15 protein-coding genes are annotated in these 19122 nt (G+C 67.3%); 6 read left to right on the plus strand and 9 right to left on the minus strand.

Annotated elements, in window-relative coordinates:
• Positions 1-215: 215 nt before the first annotated feature.
• The 3 genes from NLI89_RS00650 to NLI89_RS00660 all read right to left on the minus strand — a co-directional run bounded on the left by NLI89_RS00650 (position 216) and on the right by NLI89_RS00660 (position 5983).
• On the minus strand, positions 216-1484 hold the full coding sequence (locus NLI89_RS00650) for a DUF445 domain-containing protein (protein WP_254685216.1): 1269 nt from the start codon (positions 1482-1484) through the stop codon (positions 216-218).
• Between the two features lie 87 nt (positions 1485-1571).
• Positions 1572-4799 (minus strand): efflux RND transporter permease subunit, encoded by a 3228-nt coding sequence (locus NLI89_RS00655; protein ID WP_254685217.1) that lies wholly within the window; start codon positions 4797-4799, stop codon positions 1572-1574.
• A 5-nt stretch (positions 4800-4804) separates the two neighbouring features.
• A complete protein-coding gene (locus NLI89_RS00660; RefSeq protein ID WP_254685285.1) occupies positions 4805-5983 on the minus strand; it encodes an efflux RND transporter periplasmic adaptor subunit in 1179 nt (392 codons plus the stop codon).
• 248 nt (positions 5984-6231) lie between these two features.
• Between NLI89_RS00660 and NLI89_RS00665 the strand changes: the two genes are divergently transcribed.
• A complete protein-coding gene (locus tag NLI89_RS00665) occupies positions 6232-6972 on the plus strand; it encodes an SIMPL domain-containing protein (RefSeq protein WP_254685218.1) in 741 nt (246 codons plus the stop codon).
• Positions 6973-7606: 634 nt separating this feature from the next.
• Here NLI89_RS00665 and NLI89_RS00670 read toward each other — a convergent pair.
• From NLI89_RS00670 to NLI89_RS00680, 3 genes are all read right to left on the minus strand, one after another.
• The gene (locus NLI89_RS00670; protein ID WP_254685219.1) at positions 7607-7864 is read right to left on the minus strand and encodes a GlsB/YeaQ/YmgE family stress response membrane protein; all 258 of its coding nucleotides are present in this window, start codon (positions 7862-7864) and stop codon (positions 7607-7609) included.
• Between the two features lie 93 nt (positions 7865-7957).
• On the minus strand, positions 7958-8257 hold the full coding sequence (sciP, locus tag NLI89_RS00675) for a CtrA inhibitor SciP (RefSeq protein ID WP_254685220.1): 300 nt from the start codon (positions 8255-8257) through the stop codon (positions 7958-7960).
• A gap of 103 nt (positions 8258-8360) precedes the next feature.
• Entirely contained in the window at positions 8361-8744 is a 384-nt protein-coding gene (locus tag NLI89_RS00680) for a hypothetical protein (protein ID WP_254685221.1), read from the minus strand.
• A 39-nt stretch (positions 8745-8783) separates the two neighbouring features.
• Here NLI89_RS00680 and mnmA point away from each other — a divergent pair, with 39 nt between their 5' ends.
• Positions 8784-9893, plus strand: a complete 1110-nt coding sequence (gene mnmA, locus NLI89_RS00685; RefSeq protein WP_254685222.1) for a tRNA 2-thiouridine(34) synthase MnmA — start codon at positions 8784-8786, stop codon at positions 9891-9893.
• Between the two features lie 14 nt (positions 9894-9907).
• On the plus strand, positions 9908-10156 hold the full coding sequence (locus NLI89_RS00690) for a UvrB/UvrC motif-containing protein (protein WP_254685223.1): 249 nt from the start codon (positions 9908-9910) through the stop codon (positions 10154-10156).
• Positions 10157-10321: 165 nt separating this feature from the next.
• Here NLI89_RS00690 and NLI89_RS00695 read toward each other — a convergent pair whose 3' ends face one another.
• From NLI89_RS00695 to pdxH, 3 genes are read right to left on the minus strand one after another with little or no spacing between them, the layout of a single operon-like run.
• Positions 10322-11113 carry a PhzF family phenazine biosynthesis protein gene (locus NLI89_RS00695; RefSeq protein WP_254685224.1) on the minus strand — a complete coding sequence of 264 codons (792 nt, stop codon included), beginning with the start codon at positions 11111-11113 and terminating at the stop codon, positions 10322-10324.
• 41 nt (positions 11114-11154) lie between these two features.
• Positions 11155-12102: a cation diffusion facilitator family transporter gene (locus NLI89_RS00700; protein WP_187505028.1), complete on the minus strand. Its 948-nt coding sequence runs from the start codon at positions 12100-12102 to the stop codon at positions 11155-11157.
• Entirely contained in the window at positions 12099-12677 is a 579-nt protein-coding gene (gene pdxH / locus NLI89_RS00705; protein WP_254685225.1) for a pyridoxamine 5'-phosphate oxidase, read from the minus strand. The genes NLI89_RS00700 and pdxH overlap by 4 nt, the downstream gene beginning before the upstream one ends.
• Before the next feature lie 113 nt (positions 12678-12790).
• Here pdxH and NLI89_RS00710 point away from each other — a divergent pair, with 113 nt between their 5' ends.
• From NLI89_RS00710 to NLI89_RS00720, 3 genes are all read left to right on the plus strand, one after another.
• On the plus strand, positions 12791-13672 hold the full coding sequence (locus tag NLI89_RS00710; protein ID WP_254685226.1) for a non-homologous end joining protein Ku: 882 nt from the start codon (positions 12791-12793) through the stop codon (positions 13670-13672).
• A gap of 112 nt (positions 13673-13784) precedes the next feature.
• Positions 13785-16289: a DNA ligase D gene (ligD, locus tag NLI89_RS00715; RefSeq protein WP_254685227.1), complete on the plus strand. Its 2505-nt coding sequence runs from the start codon at positions 13785-13787 to the stop codon at positions 16287-16289.
• A gap of 325 nt (positions 16290-16614) precedes the next feature.
• On the plus strand, positions 16615-19119 hold the full coding sequence (locus NLI89_RS00720; RefSeq protein ID WP_254685228.1) for a circularly permuted type 2 ATP-grasp protein: 2505 nt from the start codon (positions 16615-16617) through the stop codon (positions 19117-19119).
• The last annotated feature ends 3 nt before the right edge of the window (positions 19120-19122 follow it).

Consider the following 19122-nt stretch of genomic DNA (forward strand, 5'->3'; position numbering starts at 1 on the left):
CCGTCCAACACGTCCAACAAACTGCGGTGCTTATTACCCTCGCCCCTCCGGGGAGAGGGAGGGGCCCGCGCGCTCTTGCGCGTGGGAGGGTGAGGGGCGTGAGGCCCGGAACGTCCGCCCCAAAACCCCTCACCCTCCCGTCGCCTGCGGCTCCTCCTTCCCTCTCCCCGAGGGGGAGAGGGAGAGCGGCTCGACCATCTCCGCTCGCCGCGATCCTACAGCAAAACATCGACGCTGTGGATCACCAGCCCGACCAGACCGCCGACGATCGTGCCGTTCACCCGGATATACTGCAAGTCGCGCCCGACCGCGTTTTCCAGGCGGCTGGTGATCGTGTCGGCGTCCCAGCTGCGGACCGTTTCGGACACAAGCTTGACGATGCCGTCGCCGTAGTCCGCCGCCGCGCCGACTGCCGCCCTCCGCACGAAGCGGTTGATCGTGCGCGACATGCGGGGGTCGTGCTGCAGCGTCTCGCCAAGCTGGCGGAGGACGTCGCCGAGCTTGCCGGCCATCGCGCGCTCGGGGTCGCGGGCGATCGCCAGGAGCGCACCGCGCGCCTGTTCCCACAGACCGTCCAACCAGCGTTGCATCGCCGGATTGTCGAGCAGGTCGCTCTTCATCGTCTCGACCCGCTCGCGCATGCGGCGATCATATTGGAGATCCCAGGCGAGGCGATCGAGCCCCTCCTCCGCCTTCAGCCTGAGCGGATGCTCGGGGTCCTCGGCCATCTCGGCGAGCAGCTTGTCGAAGCCGCTGATGAGTTTGTCGGCAACCGTCGTATCCAGCCCGGTCCAGCGCAGGATCGAGCCCGCCTTGTCATGGACCATCGCGCGGACGAGATGATCGTTCGCCGCCAGCGTCTTGGCCGCCCAGCGGATCGCGCTTTCGAGCAGCGGCGCGTGGCGGCGCTCGGCGATCGCGGCCTTGAGCAATTGACCGAGGATCGGCGAGACTTCGGTTTCCCGCAGGCGGGCGCCGATCCCTGCCTTGACCATCCCGCCGAGCCGCGCCGGATCGAGGCCTTCGAGGATTTGCGCGACCAGCTTCGACGCACCCTGCCGGAAGCGGCCCCCTGCCCCCTCCGGCGGATCGGTGAGCCAGCGGGCGATCGCCCCCGCCACGTCGAGCCGGCGGGTGCGTCGCGCGATGACGACCGGGATCAGGAAGTTCGCCCGGAGGAACTGCGCGAGCGTATCGCCGATCCGATCCTTGTTGCGCGGCACGATCGCGGTGTGGGGTATCGGCAGGCCGAGCGGGTGGCGGAACAGCGCGGTGACCGCGAACCAGTCCGCCAGACCGCCGACCATCGCCGCCTCGGCAAACGCGCGGACGAACCCGAACGCCGGGTGGACGGGGACGAGCGCGCGGCTGGCGAAGAACGTCGCGGCCATGAGCACGAGCAGGCCGGTGGCGACGATCCGCATGCGGACGAGCGCCGGTGGAGGTGCTTCGCCGGCCGGGCGCATACGGGGTAAAAGCGTCATGCCCGTAACAATCCCCGGGCGCCCCGAATGTTCACGCCGCTGCGGCGGTTCGGGTGCCCGGGTGCAGAAGGGCGTGCCGTAGGTCGATCACTCGGCGGGTTGCGTGCCGTCACCCCGTTCGCCATGCCCGAGCTTGCCGGTCGCCGGCCCGAGCAGCGGCCCCGGATGGGGTCCGGCGATCTCGATCACGTCGTCGCCATTGTCGCCCGGACGATAGGTGAGCAGGCGACGGCTCAGCCGCGGCCCGACATAGCGCTCGATCCCGACCGCCAGGCTGAACGCCGCGGGGATGATCAGCAGGGTCAGCAGCGTCGACAGCGCGAGGCCGCCGATCACGACCGTGCCCATCGGCGCGCGCGACGACGAATCGCCGCTGAGCGACATCGCGGTCGGCACCATGCCCGCGACCATCGCGACCGTCGTCATCACGATCGGCTGTGCACGCTTGTGGCCGGCATCGATGATCGCGGTGAACGCGTCGACGCCCTTGCTCATCTCGTCCAGCGCGAAGTCGATCAGCAGGATCGAGTTCTTGGCGACGATGCCGAGCAGCATCAGCAGGCCGATATACACCGGCAGCGACAACGGCTGCCCGGTCGCCCACAGCGCGAGCAGCCCGCCAAGCGGTGCGAGCAGCAACGACCCCATGTTGACGAACGGCGGCAGCACGCGGCGGTACAGCAGCACCAGCACCGCGAACACGAGGAAGGTGCCCGCGATCACCGCGGTGATGAAGTTGGTGATCATCTCGGCCTGCCACTTGCTCTGGCCGAGCGTGAGTTCGCTGACGCCGACCGGCAGGTTCTTCATCGAGGGCAGCGCGTGAACCTGCTTCATCGCGTTCGAGATCACGACGCCGGGTGCGAGATCGGCGCCGAGCGTGATCTGGCGCTGCTGGTTGACGCGGTCGATCTTGGTCGGGCCCGAGCCGAGGCCGATATCCGCGACCAGGTTGAGCGGCACCGAGCCACCCGATGCGGTCGACACGGGCAGGTTCTGGATCGTCGACAGGCTGGTCCGCGCCGACTGATCGAGCGCGACGCGAATCGGGATCTGGCGATCGGAGAGCGAGAAGCGCGCCGAGTTCTGGTCGATATCGCCGAGCGTCGCGATCCGGATCGCCGACGACAGCGCCTGCGTGGTCACGCCGAGATTGGCGGCGAGATCGAAGCGGGGACGGATGACGATTTCCGGGCGCTGCATCCCGCCCGACACGCGCGGCGCGGTCAGCGACTTGAGCGAGCCCATCTCGGCGACGATCTTGTCCGCCGCCTGTTGCAGCTTGGCGGGATCGCTGCCGCCAAGGACGATCGTCACGTCACGACCGCTGCCACCCCAGCCGGACTGAGACCGGAACGACACGCGTGCATCGGGGATCGCGGTGAGTTGCGGCGCCAGGCGGCGTTCGAAATCGACCGACTTCTCCTTGCGATCCTCGCGCAGGTTGGCGGTCACGGTGCCGCTGCCGACGCGGGTGCGGGCATACACCGTGCTGACCGCGGGCTGCTGGCCGAGCAGGGCGCTGACCCGTGCGACCACCGCATCGGTCTGCGCCAGCGTGGTGCCGGGCACCATCTCGATCTGCGCGGTCGCATCGTCCTCGTCGCGGGTCGGCTGGAACTGCGAGGGGATGACGGTGAACATGAACAGTGTCAGCGCGAAGGCGACCACGCCCGCGCCGATCGCCCACATCCGGTGATCCATCACGCGGTTGAACATCTTCCGCGTGCCGCCGCGCGCGCGCCATGCCGCGGCCTTGCGGCTGTCGAGCGTCCAGTGGAGCGTGCGGACGTACCAGTCCATGATCTTGCCCTCGCCGTGGCTGGCATGGCCGAACGACTTGAGGAAATACGCCGCGATCATCGGCGTCACGAGACGTGCCACCGCGAGGCTCATCAGCACGGCCGCGACCACCGTCAGGCCGAAATTCTTGAAGAACTGCCCCGCGATACCCGGCATCAGCGCGACCGGCAGGAACACCGCGACGATCGCCATCGTCGTCGCAAGCACGGCGAGACCTATCTCGTCGGCGGCATCGATCGACGCCTGATAGGCGGACTTGCCCATGCGCATATGCCGGACGATATTCTCGATCTCGACGATCGCATCATCGACCAGCACACCCGCGACCAGGCTGAGCGCGAGCAAAGTCATGCCGTTCAGGTCGAAGCCGAGCAGGTCCATGAACCAGAAGGCGGGGATCGCCGATAGAGGGATCGCGAGCGCGGAGATCGCGGTCGCGCGCCAGTCGCGCAGGAAGATGAACACGACGATGACGGCGAGGATCGCGCCCTCGATCATCGCGTGAATCGCGCTTTCGTACTGCGCTTCGGTATAGTCGGTGCTGGTGTAGCGCTGGACGAACTTGACCGACGGGTTGCGCTTTTCGAGCGCGCGCAGCTTCTCGACCGCGGCGTGATAGACAGTGACGTCGGACGCGCCCTTGGCACGCTGGAAATCGAAGGTGATCGCCTGGCGTCCGTCGACCGTCGCGCGGCTGCGCTGCTCGGCATAGAGATCGCGGACCTGCGCGATGTCCGCCAAACGGACGGTGCGGCCATTGCCAACGTTGATCTGCGTCTGACCGAGGTCGCTCGCGTCGCGCGCGTTGCCGAGCACGCGGATCGACTGTTCGGACCCGGCGATTTCGGCACGCCCGCCCGCCGCGTTCAAATTGACCTGACGCAACTGCAAATTGACCTGGCTTGCGGTCAGCCCCTGGCTCTGCAGCTTGAGCGGATCGAGGATGACGCGAATCTCACGGCTCACGCCGCCATTGCGGCTGATCGTCGCCATGCCGGGGATCGACAGCAGCTCCTTGGTAACGGTGTCGTCGATGTACCAGGAGAGCTGTTCGACGGTCATGTCGGTGGTGATCGCCGCGAAGCTCGCGACGTCGTTGCCGCTGGTATTCGCGCGGTACACCTGCGGCTCGAGGATCCCCTCGGGCAGGTCGCTGCGGATCTGTGCGATCGCATCGCGGACGTCGTTCACCGCGCGGTCGATCGGGGTCCCGATGGTGAGCTGGATCACCGTTTCAGAATTGCCTTCGGTAACGGTCGAGTTGATCTCGTCGATGCCCTGGAGCGAGCGCACCGCCGCCTCGACGCGCTGCGTGACCTGCGTCTCCATCTCGGTCGGCGCCGCGCCCGGCTGGTTGACGACGACGACCGCGATCGGGAAGTCGATGTCGGGATCGCGGTTCACGTCCATCCGCATGAAGCTGACGACGCCCGCAAGCATCAGGGCCAGGAACAGGACGATCGGCGGAACCGGGTTGCGGATCGACCAGGCCGAGATGTTGCGGAAGTTCATGGCTCTCAGCTCGCCTTCTTGATGATCGGCTTGACCGTCTGGCCGGGTGCGAGGAAGCCGCCCGCGGACTGTACGACGCGCTCCGAGCCGTCGAGGCCGCCGACGATCGTCACGCCGGCATCGGAGACCTGGCCGATCTTCACGTTGCGCCGGACGATCTTGTCGCCCGGGCCGACGATATAGACGTAATTGCCCTTTTCGTCGCTCTGCAGCGCGGAATCGGGAAGCAGAGGCGCCTGCGTCACGCCGCCGACGATGGTCGCCGCGGCGAACCCGCCGGGGCGCAGGGCGGGATCATATTTGACCGCGATGCGCGCGATGCCCTGGCGGGTCTGCGGATCGATGACGGGCGAGACCTGCCATACTTCGCCGGGATAGCCCTGCGTGGTGCCGACCGGCACGACCGTCGCGCGCGCGCCGACGTGCAGGCCGGTCAGGTCCGCTTCGCTCAACTGCGCGCGCATCTCCATCTGGCCGCCCATCGCCATGCGGAACAGGACGCCCGCCGATGGTCCGACGATCTGGCCGGCCTCGACGCCGCGGGTCAGCACCAGGCCGGCGGCGGGGGCGCGGATATCGAGCCGGCCGTTGCGCGCGCGCGCCTCGCCGAGCGTCGCCTGCGCCACCTTCACCCGCGCCGCCGCCGCATCGCGGGTCGCCGCCTTGCGCTGCAGATCGGCCTTCGAGATGAAACCGCGATCGACGAGCTGCTTCGCCCGGTCGAGTTCGGCCTGCGCGATCGTCTCGTCCGAGCGCGCGACGCTGACCGAGGCGGCGAGCGACGCCGCGGTCTCGTTCTGGACCGAGCGATCGACCGTCGCGAGCACCTGGCCCGCCGCGACCCAGGTGCCGGGTTCGACCAGCACGCGCGTGATCATGCCGCCCTCGCCCGCGACGCCGACCGGCATCTCGCGTCGCGCCGCCAGCGTGCCCGTCGCGGAGATCGTCCGGTCGACCGCCTGCCGGCCCGGCACGACCACCGACACGGTCGGCAATTGCGCGCCCGGAGTCGCGGCCGCGACGTCCTTCTTGCCGGACTTGAAGGCATAGACCGCGACCGCGATCGCCAGCACGACGATGATCAGGATGATGATGTTGCGACGGCGATGCGAGGGTGCACTATAGTCCGGCAACGCCAGTGGCTCTTCGCTCTCGCCACCGATCATCTTCGTCTCGTAATTCATGCGCGTCACAATCCCAATTCCGACCGGTCTTGTCTCGACCCGCTTCGCCATTCGCACGCTGTGTTATCTGAATAAGTCACCGTGCTCAAGCCCCTCGACGAGCACGGGCTCGAAGACATGCTTCGAATCCGATCTATCCGCAATGACGTTCGCAGAGTTTGGGACGTTCGAAGAGTTTGGCGACGTTCAGCTTGCGTTGACGTGCTCGGCGCCACACGCCGACATATTACTACACGGGAGACATAGTCATGAAGATCGCAACGTTCCTTACCACGCTGGCCGGCGTCGCCGTCGCGTTGCCGGGAACTGCCGCCATCGCGCAGACCCCGCCGACCACGGTCGAGCCGATGGTTCCGGCGGCGGGCACCGTGCTCGACGTGACGGCGGAGGGCCGCACGACCCGCGTGCCCGATCTCGCGACGATCCGTGCGGGCGTCGTCTCGCAATCGACGACCGCGGCAGCCGCGCTCACCGACAATGCGCAGCGGATGGCGAAGGTGCTTGCGGCGCTGAAGCGGGCAGGCGTGGCGCCACGCGATATCGCGACGTCGTCGGTCCAGCTTTCGCCGCAATATCGCTATGCCGACAACCAGCCGCCGGCGATCACCGGCTACCAGGCGACCAACACCGTCTCGATCCGCTTCCGCGACGTGGCGAAGTCCGGCGCGATCCTCGATGCGCTGGTGGCGGAGGGCGCGAACCAGATCGACGGGCCGAACCTGTCGATCGACAAGCCCGAGGCGGCGCTCGACGAAGCGCGGGCCGATGCGATTGCGCAGGCCAAGCGTCGCGCGGATCTCTACGCGAAGGCGGCGGGGCTACGGGTGTCGCGGATCGTCTCGATCGCCGAATCGGGTCAGGATACCGGCGGTTCGCCGCAGCCGATGATGATGATGGCGCGCGGCGCGATGGCCAAGGACAGCACGCAGATCGCACCGGGCGAGAAGGACGTGACGGTCACGGTATCGGTGCGGTTCCTGCTGAACTGACGTCCAACTGCTCCCCTCCCCGAAAGGGGGGGGCTGGGGTGGGTAGGCTCGCTCGTGCCGCGAGCGTTCGAACACATGGAACCCGACCCACCCCCGACCCCTCCCTTCCAGGGCGGGGAGAAGATTTGCAGATCGTGCCCAGTCTCCACGCACGAAATAATGGGCCGCCCGGTTGCCCGGACGGCCCTCTCTATTTCGCGTGACGATCCATCTTCGATCCTCCCCCGCAAGGGGGAGGTGGCGCCGAAGGGGGCGGAGGGGGGGCGGACACGAAACGTAGGTTTCCCTTTCCTCCCCCTCCGTCTGGCAAGGGCCAGCCACCTCCCCCTGGCGGGGGAGGATCGGGCGAGAAGGACGTGACGGTCACGGTGTCGGTGCGGTTCCTGCTGAACTGACCCGCATCACGATCCTCCCTGCATCTTCGATCCTCCCCCGCAAGGGGGAGGTGGCGCCGAAGGTGACGGAGGGGGCGGACACGAAACGTAGGTTTCCCTTTCCTCCCCCTCCGTCTGGCAAGGGCCAGCCACCCCCCTTGCGGGGGAGGATTACAGCGCCATCCCACACGCCCACGCACGAAAAAAGGGCCGCCCAGTTGCCCCGGACGGCCCTTCGATTTCGCGTGACGATGCGAAGCTTAGCGGACGCTACCGCGACGCACGAGGTTCACGATCGCGAGCAGGATGATCGCACCCAGCAGCGACACCAGGAACGACGTCAGCGTAAGCGGCTGGTTGTTGATCGAACCACCCGACAGGATCAGGCCGCCGATGAAGGCGCCGACGATGCCGACGACGATGTTCAGGAAAATGCCCTGCTGCGCGTCGGTGCGCATGATCATGCTAGCGATCCAGCCAATGACACCGCCGACGATCAGCCAAAGAATGAGACCCATGATATTTTCCCTCCGTTGAACCCGTATCCGGGCGATGGCGGAAAGACGAGCGAGCGGGGATTTTTGTTCCGCCCGCGTTTTGAGTTTTAGGCCTCAGTACTTTTGCTGGCGCTCGTACAACGACTTATAGTGCTGGATGCGGGTGACGCGAAGTCCCGGCATGCCCGACCGGTCGATCGCGCGCTGCCAACTGGCGAACTCCTCGACGGTCAGGCCATAGCGGGCGCAGACGTCGTCGACGCTGAGCAACCCGCCATTCACCGCCGCGACCACTTCGGCCTTGCGACGCACCACCCACCGCGTGGTGCTGGGCGGCGGCAGCGTCTCCAGCGTCAGTTGTTCGCCCAAGGGCCCGATGACCTTGCCGGGACGGATTTTCTGGTTCTCGATCATTTGAAACCTCTGGTCGGGGCGGGGGGCCCCCTCTCGATACGCACACACGACCTGTAATCGCAGGCCCTGAAGATCGGCTGAAACGCCGCGGTAAACAGCATCTTCATTCGCCCTTCCACCGGGTTAAGGCCGCTGCCATCGGCCCGTTGAACGCGCCATGAAGCGGCGCGAACAATTTCGGATCAAGCGTCGCCCGAGCAAAGCTCGCCTGCACGACCGCCGTCGGGCTTGCCGCCTGCCGGGCAGCGACTCCGACGATCAGGACAGCGAGATCACCGGGAAGAACGGTGAGTTCGGTGTCACGATCGAAACGAGGAAAACTCAGGTCCAACGGGATACTCGCGGCAACGTCTGGGACGACCTGTATATCGCGAGGGGGTGAAGGGACGGTAAAGCCGCGACCCGAGTTTTGCGAAAGTGTCGGAATTTTCCAATCACTGGTCCCGTTTTTCCCTCCGCTCGTCCTGATCCAGATCAAACGGTGCATCTTTTTGCAACGGGCGCCGCAGACGCTTATGTAGCGATCATGGAACAATCCGATTTTCAGCTCGGGCCCGATACGGCCGGAAAGCGCATCGTCGTGGCGATGTCCGGCGGCGTCGACAGCTCGGTCGTCGCCGCGCTCGCGCACGCCACCGGCGCCGAGACGATCGGCGTGACGCTGCAGCTCTACGACCACGGCGAGGCGATCGGCCGCGCCGGCTCGTGCTGCGCGGGCCGCGATATTCGCGATGCCCGCGCGGTGTGCGACCGACTCGGCATCGCGCATTACGTGTTCGATCACGAGACGAGTTTCCGCGAACAGGTGGTCGACAAGTTTGCCGACGAATATCTTGCCGGGCGGACGCCGATCCCGTGCGTCCAGTGCAACATGGGGCCGAAGTTCACCGACCTGCTGAAGCTCGCGCGCGATCTCGGCGCGGATTGCCTCGCCACCGGACATTACGTGCGCCGGGTCGAGGGGGTGGACGGTGCAGAACTCCACCGCGGGGCCGATCCGGCGCGCGACCAGAGCTATTTCCTGTTCGCGACCACGCAGACGCAGCTTGATTACTTACGGTTTCCGCTCGGTGGTTTGCCCAAGGCGCGGGTGCGCGAGATCGCGGCGGAGCTGGGGCTCGGAGTCGCGGCCAAGCCCGACAGCCAGGACATCTGCTTCGTGCCCGACGGCGATTATGCGGGGCTGGTGAAGAAGCTGCGACCCGAGGCGGCGGAGACCGCGGGCGATATCGTCGATCTCGGCGGCGCCAAGCTCGGCGAGCATCGCGGGCTGATCCACTTCACCGTCGGCCAGCGGCGAGGGCTGGAGATCGGCGGCAGTCCCGAGCCACTCTATGTCGTGCGGGTCGAGCCGGAGACGAAGCGGGTCGTGGTCGGTCCGCGGCGTGCGCTCGCGGTCGAGGCGGCGCGGATGACGGATATCAACTGGCTGGGTGGCGATTTCGCCGGGCCTTTGACGGCGAAGGTGCGCTCGATGGCCAAGCCTGTCCCTGCCCGTCTGGTCGGCGACCGCGTGGTGTTCGATGCGCCCGAATATGGCGTGGCGCCTGGCCAAGCAGCGGTGCTGTATGCGGGCGAGCGCGTGCTCGGCGGCGGCTGGATCGCGGACACCGAAGCGGCACTCGCCGCCGCCTGACGCGTTGGGGCGGCATGGATATCGAAACCTTGCGCCGCCAGATGGAAGCCGCCGCCGCCGCGATGGATTTCGAGACCGCGGGTCGCCTGCGCGATCAGATCAGCGTGTTGCGCGGTGGTGGCGAGGTGGCGGACACCGCCGGACTCACGCGGCAACAGCCCGGCGCGATGGGGCTTGGCACGAGCCAGCAACGCATGACGCCACCGCCGGGCTGGGTGAAACCGAAAAAGCCCGATCCGATGACCAAGGGGCGCAAGCGGTAGCATTTCTTAGCCCCCCTCCCTGGAAGGGAGGGGCTGGGGGTGGGTCGGTTTGGGGCGGGTGTCACGCCCGCCAAGCGGCCGACCCACCCCCGACCCCTCCCTTTCAGGGAGGGGTGAAGATTGTGACGGATTGGCCAGCGATCACCGCTCGCGCTGCCCTTCCAATCAAGGCAGCAGGAACGTACCCTCGATCGTCGTCACGCACGCGCCGCCCAGCACCACGCGATCACCCTCGAGCCGGCACGACAGCTTCCCGCCCCGCGCGCTCGCCTGATACGCGGTGAAGCTGTCGCCCAAAGTCTGCGCCCAATACGGCACCATCACCGCATGCGCCGAGCCCGTCACCGGATCCTCGTTAATCGCGTAATAGGGCGTGAAGACGCGGCTGACGATGTCGGTCGCCTTCCCGCGCGCGGCGACGATGGCCACGATCGGGAATTTCGCCAGCGCGGCGAAGTCGGGTTTCAGGTCGCGCACCACCGCCTCGTCATCGACGATCACCAGCGCATAGCCCTTCTCGTGCCACAACGTCTCGACCGGCGCTGCGACGTTCAGCGCCGCGACGATCTCCGGGATCGCCTTCGGGCTCGGACCCCAGGCCGGCAACTCCAGCGTGTAGCCGCTGTCCGCCCGCGCGACCTCCAGCATCCCCGCCTGCCGCGTCCGGAACCGCACCCGGTTGAGCGCGGTGTCCGACGACAACACAAAATGCCCGCTCGCCAGCGTCGCGTGGCCGCACAGCGCGACCTCCGCCCCGGGCGTGAACCAGCGCAGGTCGAAATCCACGCCCTCGTCATCGGATGCGACGATGAACGCCGTCTCGCTCAGGTTGTTCTCCTGCGCGATGTTCAGCAGCACGGCGTCGTCGAGCCAGGCCGACAGCGGCATCACGGCCGCCTGGTTGCCGCCGAACGGCGTGTCGGAAAACGCATCGATCTGCGCGAACGGTATTCTCATGCCCTGGGCTCCTTAGACACGCTTGCGGAACCCCGTACGGGTCAGACGCGCTTGCCGAACCAATGCGGCGTCACGTCCGCTTCGACCAGCGGATTGTCGGTATCGACATGCCCCTCGGGATCGAGATGGATCAGCACCTCGACCTTGGGGAAGGCGGTGCGCAAATTTCGCTCGACCGCCTCGACGATGTCGTGCGCATTGGCCACCGTCAGGTCGCGCGCGACCTCCATGTGGAACTGCGCGAAGTCGTGGCTGCCCGAGCGCCGCGTGCGAAAATCGTGGATGCCGCGAATCCCCGGCTGGCGCGCCGCCACGTCGAGGAACTGCGTGCGCAGATCCTCGGGCCATTCCTTGTCCATCAGCTGGTCGATCGCGTTCGACGATGCCTGGAACGCACCCCAGGCGAGCCACAGCGCGATGACGATGCCGAAGATCGGATCCGCGCCGCTCCACCCGACATATTGATCGAGCACCAGCGCGACGATCACCGAGCCGTTGAGCAGGACGTCGGACTGGTAATGGACGTTGTCCGCGAGGATCGCGACCGAGCCGGTCTGGCGGATGATGCGGCGCTGATAGGCGAGCAGGAACACCGTCGCGACGATCGCGATCACCGACACGCCGATACCGAACTCGGCGCCGGTGGTCGGCTGCGGATCGGCGAAGGCGAGGATCGCGCGCCAGGCGATGCCGACCGCCGAGGCGGTGATCAGCATGACCTGGAACAGCGCCGCGAGCGCCTCCGCCTTGCCGTGGCCGAAGCGGTGGTCGTGATCCGCGGGCGTCGCCGCGAGGCGCACGCCGTACAGCGTGACGAGCGATGCGAGCAGATCGAGCGCGGTGTCGGCGAGCGAGCCGAGCATCGCCACCGAGCCCGTCGACCACGCCGCAAAGCCCTTCAGCAGCAGCAGGAAACACGCCATCGCGACGCTGGCGAGCGCCGCGCGAGTTGCGAGGGGTATGACCCTGCGGCGTTCGTCCTGCGTCATGGGAACAGCAGCCCTGCGCTCCAGCCGCCGTCTTCGCGCACGAACAGCCGGCGCTCATGGAGGCGGTGTTCGCGGTCCTGCCACAGCTCGATACGGTCGGGGGCGATCCGGTAGCCGCCCCAATGCGGCGGGCGCGGCACGTCGCTGCCCTCGAACCTCGCCTGCATCTCGGCGAACCGCTGCTCGAACGTCTCGCGCGAATCGAGCGGGCGCGACTGGTCCGACGCCCAGGCGCCAAGCTGCGAATCGCGACCGCGCGAGGCGAAATAGGCGTCCGACTCGGCATCGCTCACCAGGCTCACGGGGCCTTCGATCCGGACCTGCCGGCGCAGCGACTTCCAGTGGAAGAGCAAGGCGGCATAGCGGTTGACGGCGAGGTTGCCCGCCTTGCGACTTTCGCGGTTGGTGTAGATCACGAAACCGTCGGGGCCGTGCCCTTTCAACAGCACCATCCGCACCGACGGACGGCCCTCCGCATCCGCGGTGGCGAGCGCTACCGCGTTGGAGTCGTTGATTTCTGTTTCCCGCGCCTCGGCATACCAGGCGTCGAACAGGGCGATCGGATCTTCGGACATGGCTGCGCCATAGCGAAACTTCGGCCCGAGCGAAACCGCGCGAGGGAACGACTCCGCCTCGCCGATGATTGATTACGGACTCGAATCGTTTCCGCAACGAAGGAACACCCAAGGTGGCAGCGCGCGCGTATTGGCAGGGGCAGATCCGGCTGGCCCTCGTCTCGATCCCGGTCGAGATCTATTCCGCGACCAAGTCCGGCGCGGCGGTGTCGTTCAAGCAGATCCACGAGCCGTCCGGCCAGCCGATCCATTACGACAAGGTCGTCACCGGCGTGGGCCCGGTCGATGCCGACGAGATCATGAAGGGCTATGAGGTCTCGAAAGGCGAATACGTGCTGCTGGAGCAGGACGAGATCGATGCGGTGAAGCTCGAATCGAAGAAGACGCTGGAGCTGACCCAGTTCGTCGACGCGAGCGAGATCGACGTGCTGTATTACGAGAAGCCGTATTTCGTGGTGCCCGCCGATGATCTGGCGGAGGAGGCGTTCATCGTGCTGCGCGAGGCGTTGAAGCGGACGAAGAAGGTTGGGCTCGGACAACTGGCCATGCGCGGGCGCGAATATGTCGTCAGCCTGAAGCCGTGCGGGCGCGGGATGGTGCTGGAGACGCTGCGCTACGCCGACGAGGTGCACAAGGCGCAGGGCTATTTCCGCGATATTCCCGACGACAAGCCGTCCGAGGAACTGCTGGAACTGGCCGAGGCGTTGATCGGGAAGCGCAGCGGCGACTTCCACCCGCAGGAGTTCCACGATCGCTATGTCGACGCGCTGAAGGACCTGATCGAACGCAAGCGCAAGGCGAACGGGAAGAAGATCATCGAGGACAAGGACACGGGGACGAAGACCGGCTCGAACGTGGTCGACCTGATGGCGGCGTTGAAGAAGTCGATGGAGAAGAGTGGGGGGAGTGCGGAGAAGGCACCGGCGAAGAAGGCTCCCGCCAAGCGCGCGCCGGCGAAGACTGCAGCGAAAACCCCGGCGAAGAAACGTGCCTAAACTCCCCTCCCTGGAAGGGAGGGGTTGGGGGTGGGTCGCCCACCGGATCAGCGCCCCGCCCGCCAAGCGGCCGACCCACCCCCGGCCCCTCCCTTCCAGGGAGGGGTGAAAGATGGTCGACGATCCCCTCGCGCTCTACAATTCGAAGCGGAACTTCTCCAAGACCGCCGAGCCCGCCGGCACGCTAGCCCCCGGCAACGGCAACAGCTTCATGGTCCAGAAGCACGACGCCACGCGCCTCCACTGGGACTTCCGCCTGGAGATCGACGGCGTCCTCAAAAGCTGGGCCGTCACCCGCGGCCCCAGCCTCGACCCCGACGAAAAGCGCCTCGCGGTCCGTACCGAGGACCACCCGCTGAGCTACGCGACCTTCGAAGGCACGATCCCCGCGGGCGAATATGGCGGCGGCACGGTGATGCTATGGGACCGCGGCACATGGTCGCCGATCAAGGGCAAGTCCGCGAAGGATCTCGACAAGGGCCACCTCCATTTCGTCCTCGATGGCGAGCGGATGAAGGGCGAATGGCTGCTGATCCGGCTCAAGCCGCGCGCAAAGGAGAAGCGCGAGAACTGGCTTCTCCGCAAGATCGACGATGCGGCGGCGGGCGGCACGGACACGCTGGTCGAGGAAGCGCTCACCAGCGTCGCGACCGGCCGAACGATGGTAGAGATCGAAGAGGGCAAAAAACCGGCACGCTCCCCCCACCCGTCATCCCAGCGAAAGCTGGGATCTCAAGCGGCAAAAACGGGACAGGAGCCGCGGGAGACCCCAGCTTCCGCTGGGGTGACGAACTTGGCGGGGCGCGGCGCCGTCAAGCTACCCGAGTTCCACGAGCTCCAACTCTGCACTTTGGTAGACACCGTCCCCACCGGCTCCGCGTGGCTCCACGAGGTAAAATACGACGGCTACCGCGCGCTCGTCTCGATCGCCAACGGCAAGGCAAAGGTCTTCACCCGCACCGGCCTCGACTGGACCGACAAGTTCGCCGCGATCGCCGACGCCGCCGCCAAACTCCCGGTCAAATCGGCGCTGATCGACGGCGAGATCGTCGCGTTCAAGGACGGCCGCCCCGATTTCTCGACCTTGAAGGACGCCATCTCCGCCGGCGGCGACATGACACTCTTCGCGTTCGACCTGCTCGCCATCGACGGCGAAGACCTCACCGGCCTCTCGAACCTAGACCGCAAGGCGCGCCTGCAACCGTTGATCCCGGAGGACGAGGACCGCCTCCGCTACTCCGACCACGTCATCGGCGCAGGCGAGCAACTGTTCGAAACGATGTGCCGCGAAGGCCTCGAAGGCATCGTCTCGAAACGCGCCGACGCACCCTATGCGGGCAAGCGGACCAAGGCGTGGCTCAAGGTCAAATGCACGCACCGCCAGGAGTTCGTGATCGTCGGCTGGCTGCCCTCGGACAAGAAGCGCGGCTTCAAGTCGCTATTGCTCGGGGTGCGCGAGGGCAAAGGCTATCGCTATGCGGGGAAAGTCGGCACCGGGTTCGACCAGGCGCTGATGGACGACATCCGCGACAAGCTCGACGCGCTCGATCGCAAGACGCCGACGGTCGAGGCGCCCAAGGCAGCGGTCCGCGGCGCGAAGTGGGTGACGCCGAAACTGGTCGCCGAGGTCGCCTTCGCCGAAGTCACCCCCGACGGCGTGCTCCGCCATTCGAGCTTCATCGGCCTACGCGAGGACAAGGCGGCGAAGGACGTCGTCGCCGAAACCCCTGCCCCGCTGCCGGACGCCGCACCCACGACGAGCATCAAGGTCAGCAGCCGCGACCGCGTGATCTTCGACAAGTCGGAGGTCACCAAGGGCGATCTGGCCGATTATTACGTCGCGGTGTCCGGCATCATGCTGCCGTTCGCCGCCAACCGCCCGATCAGCCTCGTCCGCTGCCCGCAAGGCCGCTCGCGCGCGTGCTTCTTCCAGAAACACGACGCGGGGAGCTTCGGCGACGCTGTCCACCAGGTGCCGATCCGCGAGAAGGACGGCTCGACCGAAGACTATCTCTATGTCGACGATGCGGACGGGCTGGTCGCGTGCGTGCAAATGGGGACGATCGAGTTCCACGGCTGGGGTTCGTCGAACGCGACCTTGGAGAAGCCCGACCGCCTCGTGTTCGATCTCGATCCCGACGAGGGGCTGGACTTTGGCGACACGAAGAAGGCGGCCGAGCATCTGAAGAACCAGCTCGCCGAACTGGGGCTGGTCAGCTTCCCGATGCTGTCGGGGGGCAAGGGCGTGCACGTCGTCGTGCCGCTCACGCCTGAAGCCGAGTGGCCGGCGGTGAAGGATTTCGCGGATCGGTTCGCGCGAGCGATGGCGGGGGCCGAGCCCGAGCGGTTCGTCGCGACGATGGCGAAGGCCAAGCGCAAGGGGCGGATCTTCATCGACTGGCTGCGCAATCAGCGCGGGAGCACCGCGGTGATGCCGTATTCGGCGCGTGCGAGAGCTGGGGCGCCGGTGGCGGCACCGGTGTCGTGGAGCGAGTTGCGGGATATTGAGACGGCGGCGCGCTGGGGTGTGCGGGACGGGGCGGAGTTGATCGCGCGTTCCGGGTCGCGGGCGTTGGCGGGCTGGGGCGTGGCGGATCAGGTGCTGCCGGATTTGTGAGCGCCCCACCCAAGCCACCACCCCGGCGAAGGCCGGGGCCCAATTGGAAAGGTGGTCGTAACCGCGCGATGCCCTCAATTAGCAACGTCCCCCAATTGGGCCCCGGCCTTCGCCGGGGTGGTGGTGTTGTTGAGGAGACGGTGGCTCCCTCTCACCGTTCCCTCGCGAACGCGGGGGTCCAGGGTAACTGCACGCAGCGTCTGTGATTCCTGGACCCCCGCGTTCGCGAGGGAACAGGAGTAAGGCATGGCGTACGTGACAATTTATGTTGCACCGCCGCGTTGAAAGGTGAAACACCGCCGCCAGTATTCAGGGGCTCGAAACATTGGAAACCGCGACGCAACCGGCGACCCCCGCCGCCAATACGGCGTTCGACGCGACGGTCCATGCCGAGCGCTGGATCGCCGACTATTGCGCGCGCAGCACCCGCGCCGACGTGCTCTGCCCCGCTGAAGACGGTAGCGCCGACCCCGCCTGGGCCGCGATGTTCGCAGAGCTGGCCACGGTCGCCTCGGACGATCTCGGCCACATCCGCGAACGCGTCCAGCGCCACGCGGTCGATATCGGCACGGGCTTCCGGATCGCCGACGAACCCGACGAGCGCCCCTGGCCCGTCTCCCCCGTCCCGCTGCTGATCGAGGCCGGCGAATGGGCCGGCATCGAGCGCGGCGTGATACAGCGCGCGACGCTGATGGAGACGGTGGTCGCCGACCTCTACGGCGAGGGAAAATTGGTCGCCGACGGCCACATCCCCGCGGCGCTCGTCACCGGCAGCCCGTTCTTCCTGCGGCCGATGATCGGGCTCGATCCACCCGGCGGCCGGCACCTCGATTTCATCGCGATCGACCTCGGTCGTGGGCCGACCGGCGAATGGCGCGTGCTGGCCGATCACCTGCGCGCGCCCGCCGGCGCCGGTTACGCGCTGGAGAACCGCATCGCCGTCAGCCGGACGCTCGGCGGGTTGCAGGATCGGTTGAACGTTCAGCGCCACGCGCCGTTCTTCGCCGCATTCCGCGCCGGAATCGCGGCGATGTGCAAGCGGACCGATCCGCGGATCGGGCTGCTGACGCCCGGCCGGTTCAACCCGAGCTATCCCGAGCAAGCACATCTCGCGCGCTATCTGGGGCTGTTGCTGGTCGAGGGGGCCGATCTCGCCGCGCTCGAGGACAAGGTGTATGTCCGCACGATCGGCGGGCTCAAGCGGATCGATGCGCTGTGGCGGCGGCTCGACCCGCGACTGCTCGATCCGCTGGCGTTCGACACGCATTCGCAGATCGGCGTGCCCGGCCTGATCGACGCGTACGCGGCCGGCAACGTCGTGCTGTCGAACGCGCCGGGCTCTGCCGTGCTGGAGGCGCCCGCATTCTCCGCATTCCTGCCGCAGCTGGCGAAATCGTTGCTAGGCGAGGACCTGATCCTGCCAAACATCGCGACGTGGTGGTGCGGGCAGGACGGCGCGCGCGCGCAGGTCGAAGCCAATTTCGACCGCCTGCTGATCGGGCCCGCTTTCCACGCGCGCCCGCTCGGCATGACCGGCGGGCCGACCACCGGTGCCGACATCACCGGCGAAGACCGGGCGCGCCTGCTCGCCGACATGGCGAATCGTCCGCAGGATTATGTCGGGCAGGAGCTCGTACAGCTCTCGACGATGCCGGTCGTGGTCGGCGACGCGCTGGTCCCCCGCCCCTTCACCCTGCGCGTGTTTGCAGCACGCGGTGGCGACGGCGAATGGACAGTCCTCCCCGGCGGGTTCGCGCGGATCGGCGAGCACCCCGACGCGCGGGCGGCCGTCATGGGCGAAGGCATCTGGTCCGCCGACGTCTGCGTCTATGGCGCCGAGCCGGTCGCGCCGGTGTCACTGCTGACCGCGCCCGATTCGCTCCACGTCCGCCGCAATCCGGGGACGTTGCCGAGCCGGGTGGCGGACAATTTCTACTGGCTCGGGCGCTATCTGGAACGCGGCGAAGCGCTGCTCGGCGCGATCCGCGTGATGCTTGGCAACTCGATCGACGTCGACGGCGGCGCCGTGCTGTCCCCCGCCACGGTCGGCAAGCTGGTGGGGCTGATCGTCGGGGCGGGCAGCGCGCCGCACCCGCCGTCGCTGCGCCGCGCCGACCTGACCGCGCTCGCCCGCACCGCGATGGAGGACGAGGCGTGGCAGTCGATCCTGACGCTCAACCGGCACGCGCGCGAAATCGGCGAGGGATCGCGCGACCGGTTGTCGGCGGACATGGTGCGGTTGCTCGAAGCGCCCTTCCCCACGCATCGCGGGATGCTCGAGAGGGCAGGGTCGCTGCAACGGCGCTATGCGGCGATCGCGGGGCTATCGGCGGAGCATATGGGGCGGACGGCGGCGTGGCGGTTCCACGATCTCGGGCGGCGCGTGGAGCGAGCGATGGCGATGGCGCGCGCGATCCGGTTGTTCGGGATGCCGGGGGTGTCGCCGGACGACCTGTCGGTGCTGCTCGACCTGGCCGACAGCCAGATCAGCTATCGCCAGCGCTATCCGACCGGGATCGCACGCGTGCCGGTGATGGATCTGGTCGCGCTCGATCCGGGCAATCCGCGCTCGTTGGCGTTTTCGGCGGAGCGGATCGCGGCGCGGTTGGCGGAATTGCCGGTGCTCAGCGACGACGAGATGGCGGAGCCGCAACAGGCGCAGGCGACCGGATTGCAGGCGATCGTGATGACCGCGACCGCGGCCGAGCTGGATGCGGAGACGCTGGGGGATATCGAGCGGCGGCTCGGTGCGGTGTCGGATGCGTTGGCGCGGCGGTATTTTTTGCAGGGAGCGGAGCCGTTGCGGACCAGTGGGCTGACCTTGGCGTGAGGG

Origin of the sequence: Sphingomonas faeni (genome assembly GCF_024273235.1) — a bacterium.
In the GTDB taxonomy this organism is placed as follows: Bacteria; Pseudomonadota; Alphaproteobacteria; order Sphingomonadales; family Sphingomonadaceae; genus Sphingomonas; species Sphingomonas faeni_A.

Excerpts from the sequence above, each read along its gene's own strand:
- NLI89_RS00670 (WP_254685219.1), bottom strand. The coding sequence starts at position 7,864 with ATGGGTCTCATTCTTTGGCTGATCGTCGGCGGTGTCATTGGCTGGATC.
- NLI89_RS00665 (WP_254685218.1), top strand. The coding sequence starts at position 6,232 with ATGAAGATCGCAACGTTCCTTACCACGCTGGCCGGCGTCGCCGTCGCG.
- NLI89_RS00655 (WP_254685217.1), bottom strand. The coding sequence starts at position 4,799 with ATGAACTTCCGCAACATCTCGGCCTGGTCGATCCGCAACCCGGTTCCG.
- sciP (WP_254685220.1), bottom strand. The coding sequence starts at position 8,257 with ATGATCGAGAACCAGAAAATCCGTCCCGGCAAGGTCATCGGGCCCTTG.
- NLI89_RS00695 (WP_254685224.1), bottom strand. The coding sequence starts at position 11,113 with ATGAGAATACCGTTCGCGCAGATCGATGCGTTTTCCGACACGCCGTTC.
- NLI89_RS00650 (WP_254685216.1), bottom strand. The coding sequence starts at position 1,484 with ATGACGCTTTTACCCCGTATGCGCCCGGCCGGCGAAGCACCTCCACCG.
- mnmA (WP_254685222.1), top strand. The coding sequence starts at position 8,784 with ATGGAACAATCCGATTTTCAGCTCGGGCCCGATACGGCCGGAAAGCGC.
- pdxH (WP_254685225.1), bottom strand. The coding sequence starts at position 12,677 with ATGTCCGAAGATCCGATCGCCCTGTTCGACGCCTGGTATGCCGAGGCG.
- NLI89_RS00660 (WP_254685285.1), bottom strand. The coding sequence starts at position 5,983 with ATGAATTACGAGACGAAGATGATCGGTGGCGAGAGCGAAGAGCCACTG.
- NLI89_RS00700 (WP_187505028.1), bottom strand. The coding sequence starts at position 12,102 with ATGACGCAGGACGAACGCCGCAGGGTCATACCCCTCGCAACTCGCGCG.
- NLI89_RS00680 (WP_254685221.1), bottom strand. The coding sequence starts at position 8,744 with ATGCACCGTTTGATCTGGATCAGGACGAGCGGAGGGAAAAACGGGACC.
- NLI89_RS00690 (WP_254685223.1), top strand. The coding sequence starts at position 9,908 with ATGGATATCGAAACCTTGCGCCGCCAGATGGAAGCCGCCGCCGCCGCG.
- ligD (WP_254685227.1), top strand. The coding sequence starts at position 13,785 with ATGGTCGACGATCCCCTCGCGCTCTACAATTCGAAGCGGAACTTCTCC.